The organism is Microcoleus sp. B4-C1 (genome assembly GCF_036705285.1).
In the GTDB taxonomy this organism is placed as follows: domain Bacteria; phylum Cyanobacteriota; class Cyanobacteriia; order Cyanobacteriales; family Microcoleaceae; genus Microcoleus.
The window spans coordinates 1-3,286 of the sequence record NZ_JAUBUC010000187.1 but is presented as its reverse complement, the minus strand read 5'-3'; the positions used below and the strand labels follow the sequence as shown (position 1 = coordinate 3,286).

Below are 3,286 nucleotides of genomic sequence, written 5' to 3'. Positions count from 1 at the left end.
AATTAATAATTAAATGGGGTCGCAAAATTAAAAATAAGGGTAATGCTTGTATCACAGTTTAAATGTGCAACAGCTTACCAATATTGCCACAACCGTTGCAATCTGCATTGATCAACCAACCTTGAGCTGTTCGATACAAGCCACGCTTAATTCGTTTACCAGATGGAAGCCACCCTTCGGGTTTCTCGCCGAATGTAGGTAGCAAATCATTATCAACGAATGAAGCCTTTGAGGAATACGATTCTTCAGTCTCCAGAAATCTTAAGCCGTACTGCTCACACAATTGACCAATTCTATCCTTCAGTCTGCCCGTAGGAATCTGCACAAACTTTTGATTAGTTTTGCTTCCCATGTTGGCAGACTTTTTTTGTCCTTTGTTCCAGCCAAATACAACGGTTCCTATTTGATTGTTCAAACAATGATTAATCACCTTTTTGGCTGCCTTGTTGACGGCATCTCGCATCTGACGATTTCGTCTCTCGGTTACGCTGGCAAGTTTTTTAGACCAAAACCCGTTAGCTTTCCCCTTCATCAAAAATGCAACTTGCTTGTTGTAACCTTGATTGAGAGACTTTATGTGCTTGCCATCAACTATAAAACTTGTACCAACGTTGCTCACACAAGTTAGCCAATTATCTACGCCGTGGTCAATCATCAAGCATCTGGCAATATCTACATCTGATTGGACTTCAGTAGTTTTGTAGACAAACTCTAGGTAGAAACAGCCGTTTCGAGGAAGAATGCGATATTCCCGAATAGCCTTGAAATCAAGATTAGATGGCATGGGCAAGTAAAACGCATCTAGACCAAACCACACTTTGACCTTGCTGCCTAGGGGAAATCTCAACATTCCGTCTTTGAGTTTTACCGACCTACCTGTAAACGTCACCACAGCCCTTCCGCCTTGACGATATTTCGGCAGCTTAGGGCGGTCTATAATTATCCCATTTTTAAACGCTTTCATTAGTCCTAGAAAAGACTTGAAAGACTCTGCTACACCCGTCAGGATTTGTTGGGCTGTATCAGAGTAAAATGCTTGATAGTGTCGATTTCGATTTTCGGTTCCTAGAACCTTGTGCAACTGAGCGCGGTTCGGAACCTTGCCAGTTTTAAAATATAACTGGCGGGCATAGTAAGTCCCGCAATTAGAAAGTTTTGCAGACTCTGAACACAGATATTCGAGAATCGCCTTAATCTCTGAGTCAGCTCGAATTAAGTTTTGTTGACAGCCAAACATGAGTTATCCTCCTTGTTATACAATTGTACAGCAAAACACCGGATAAAATCATGAAGAAACGTTTAGATTTTCGGATTCAAGAGTCTGAATTTAAAATTCTTGAAGAACACTGCAAATCTGTAGGTCGGACTAAAACCGATGTACTTAGGGAATTAATCAGGAGCCTCAAAGTTAAAGAAAAGCCGTCAAGCGAAGGACGGGGCTTCAGACCCAGTTTCTTGGTGGATGGACGCGACTCGACGGTGTAAGGTTCGATCGCGCTCACGGAAGTTACTTACGCCTTGGGGATGAAAGCCCGCACATCAAGGCTCCCTTGCAGCGAACGGCGATCGGCCCGAGGCGCTAAATGCCGGGGATTCTGGCGACGGCGGAGGCAAATGACCGACTCCGACAACGGATAAGTATTGGTAATGGATGCAGTGGGATTTTGCTGCCGAGGGCGATCGTTCTCCGTACAGGCGATCGGTAAATAAGCCAATTGGCTTAGACTCTTAAGACATATTGCTGATGCGCTGCTTTCTATAAAAAAGATAGCATTTTTGTGTGATCCCCGAAATAATACCGAGCAAGCAAGTATAAAAAAAATACCACGTGTCTCGGCGGGTGGGAGAATTGAGTACAGCTAATACTTTCAAACGAGGAAAATAGATGTCTAACAGCATAGATCGACTTGCAGAAGGCGGCAGGGGGATCAAACTCATGTGGCAGATTGCAGACGAGCTCAGTTACACCCGGACTCTCGACAATCGAAACTGTTTGTCGCTGAGCAAAACTTACGAAGTAGAAAATCGCGATCGCTCCCAAAATTTTATAAAAAAAGCTAGCGTTTTAGATGGGTTAATGAATTTATTAAACACCTGGGATTGGCAGACTGAAACAGAGCAGGAAGAAGAGCTGCATGAAACTTTTATTCAACATATTAGCCTGCAAGTCAACACAGATGTCAATGCTTTAACTCAAGTTTTGTTGTGGTTTGAACAGTTGAAAGATATATCGCTCCCCAATGAAGTTTGGTGGAAGATTCAGTTGGGGTTGGCTGAAGGTTTCACTAATGCAGTTCGCCACGCTCACAAAAATCTGCCAGTAGAAACTCCTGTGCAACTCGAAATTACGGTGTTTAATGGACGGTTGGAACTCAAAGTTTGGGATTGCGGGCCGTGTTTTGATTTTGATGCTAAGCTGAAGGAAATTCTGGCAGCAGATAGAAAAGGCAGCTTGGACTTAGAGGTTTTGAACGATGCTTGCTTGATGCCTAGCAGACATAAAAGTTTGGAACCGTCTCTATTTCTAATTGCTGGGTAGCTTGGGAGTGAGGGACAATTAACACACTGGCACGGTAAAAAATGTGTTAGTAGGCTAAAAACGGTGTTAGGGGGAAAATTTACGGGTTTTGTCTCCGCGTGGGTGAGGGGTTTTGAATACTGCCCACCTGCTGCGGCTTGGGTTAAGAGCTATGGTATTGGGTGATTCTATAGCGGTTCGATAGAAACGGGTGCATCTGTCGAATTAAATATTATAATTAAATATTAAAAACTCAACATTAAAAGTTAAAAATTATTCACACTAATTTTTGAGCTTTTAATTTATCATAGTATCTGGTCGCTCACCAATTACTAATGATTTCCAAAGAAACTTTATTTGTTCTGTCTCTATTTCCCTACTTGGGATTTCTCTGGTTTTTGACTCGATCGGGAAAAACACCTCGTTTAGCTCTGATGGGATTTTACGGGACTCTCGTTTTTGTAGCGGTGACGATTCCCGCCGCAATTTACGCAAAAGTTGCCTACAATGAGTCACTAGCAAATGTCGATTGGCTGCACGGTTCTGCGGAACTATTCTTAACACTTGCCAATATTTTATTAGTTTTAGGCTTTAGAGAAGCGGTGATTAAAGCCAAAGCATCCTCACAAGAATAAACTTGAGAGGGTAGTCGGGATTAATGCGAGACTTTCATTTGACTAGCGTCTGTTTAGTTGGGCGAATTAAATAACTTACAATTTTAATTGTTATTGTGGGATGGGCGTCCCGCCCGTCCTTTTTGGACGGGCG

The 3,286-nt window shown here is 42.7% G+C and carries 5 protein-coding genes; 3 read left to right on the top strand and 2 right to left on the bottom strand.

Annotated features, from left to right (window positions below):
- Positions 1 to 58: 58 nt before the first annotated feature.
- On the bottom strand, positions 59 to 1,237 hold the full coding sequence (locus QUB26_RS31450) for a transposase (RefSeq protein WP_333321228.1): 1,179 nt from the start codon (positions 1,235 to 1,237) through the stop codon (positions 59 to 61).
- A gap of 50 nt (positions 1,238 to 1,287) precedes the next feature.
- On the opposite strand from QUB26_RS31450, the gene QUB26_RS31445 reads away from it, so the two are divergent.
- On the top strand, positions 1,288 to 1,485 hold the full coding sequence (locus tag QUB26_RS31445) for a hypothetical protein (RefSeq protein WP_333250249.1): 198 nt from the start codon (positions 1,288 to 1,290) through the stop codon (positions 1,483 to 1,485).
- A gap of 26 nt (positions 1,486 to 1,511) precedes the next feature.
- On the opposite strand, the gene QUB26_RS31440 is transcribed toward QUB26_RS31445, so the two are convergent.
- The gene (locus QUB26_RS31440; protein ID WP_333247045.1) at positions 1,512 to 1,715 is read right to left on the bottom strand and encodes a hypothetical protein; all 204 of its coding nucleotides are present in this window, start codon (positions 1,713 to 1,715) and stop codon (positions 1,512 to 1,514) included.
- A gap of 170 nt (positions 1,716 to 1,885) precedes the next feature.
- On the opposite strand from QUB26_RS31440, the gene QUB26_RS31435 reads away from it, so the two are divergent.
- Both QUB26_RS31435 and QUB26_RS31430 read left to right on the top strand, forming a co-directional pair.
- A complete protein-coding gene (locus QUB26_RS31435; protein WP_333247043.1) occupies positions 1,886 to 2,539 on the top strand; it encodes an ATP-binding protein in 654 nt (217 codons plus the stop codon).
- 314 nt (positions 2,540 to 2,853) lie between these two features.
- Positions 2,854 to 3,153, top strand: a complete 300-nt coding sequence (locus QUB26_RS31430) for a DUF3593 domain-containing protein (protein ID WP_333057168.1) — start codon at positions 2,854 to 2,856, stop codon at positions 3,151 to 3,153.
- Positions 3,154 to 3,286 lie beyond the last annotated feature (133 nt).